The sequence below is a fragment of the Desulfobulbus rhabdoformis genome (assembly GCF_016919065.1).
GTDB lineage: Bacteria > Desulfobacterota > Desulfobulbia > Desulfobulbales > Desulfobulbaceae > Desulfobulbus > Desulfobulbus rhabdoformis.
In genome coordinates this window covers 1-1,020 of the sequence record NZ_JAFFQA010000134.1, presented here as the reverse complement: position 1 = coordinate 1,020, position 1,020 = coordinate 1, and the positions used below count along the sequence as shown (strand labels likewise).

The window sequence follows — 1,020 nt, the reverse complement described above, 5'->3', positions numbered from 1 at the left end:
TTCTTTTACGGAACACTGCAGCCCTGCGAATGTTCACACCTATAGCCTTGAGGACCGCTGCGAAGCTGACGGCTTTCATACCCCGCACCCGGAGTTTTTTCCCCCCGGTCCTCCGGTCATACTCTGACATGGTGGCTTCCACGCCAGCCCGGTAGCGATACTTGCCCAGAAATGCATCGGTTTTTTCATAACGGCGCCTGGATGCGAGACGAACATCTTTTGCCGAGTATCTTAAATATGCTGCCTTCTTGCCGGGGTTCACTGGACAGTCATCTTGCAGAGGGCACCCTTGGCAGTCACTGAGCGAAAATGCCGCGTTGAATCGTTTCTTGTGATTCATCTTAACAGGTGAACAGCCCAGGGGACAGGTAATGATGTAACCGTCATCATCGAGGATGAAATCTTCAAGGCCAAGCCCCTTTGGCGTATTACCCATGACAGGGGCGATAAGATCCACCCCATGATCTGCTTTGGCCTGTTCGCAATTATCGTCGCTACCATAAAGGGAGTCGGCCAGCAGTTCCCGGGGGGCCATATTTTTTTCCGCACTCTGTTCAAGGGCTGGTATCAGGGCATTGGCATCACTTCTGTCTGCGGACTCAACCTCGACATAGGTAATCAGAGAAAGGGAGTCCTCAGAGGACTCAGGATCATATGTCTCCATGACTTGCACCTGGTAGCCCTTACCCTTATGCCCGCTGTAACCGGCATCCGGGTCAGAGGGATTCTGCAGTGAATCGGATGGAACATTTTTATTGGGCTTTGCCACGGCAACCTTCTCTCCATCCTGCTCCTGGGTAATACATTGCTCCCGGAAAAGGCGGACAAGCAGCTTAAAGCTGCTCATGGACTCTGTGGCACTGATGTTGTTGAATTTGTTAATCAGGTAGTACAGGTCTTGTGCCAGCTGGCTTAGAGTTGCATGGGATTCCGATGGCTTGACCACTGCAAAAACAGCTTCCTGCTTTTTGCCCAGGTAACGATCGACAAGTTCGTCATCCAAGGATTGCATCAGATTTT

The 1,020-nt window shown here is 51.4% G+C and carries 1 protein-coding gene; it reads right to left on the bottom strand.

Annotated features, from left to right (window positions below; translation table 11 throughout):
• On the bottom strand, positions 1-1,020 hold a 1,020-nt coding region (locus JWJ90_RS22750), incomplete at both ends, for a transposase (protein ID WP_205229503.1).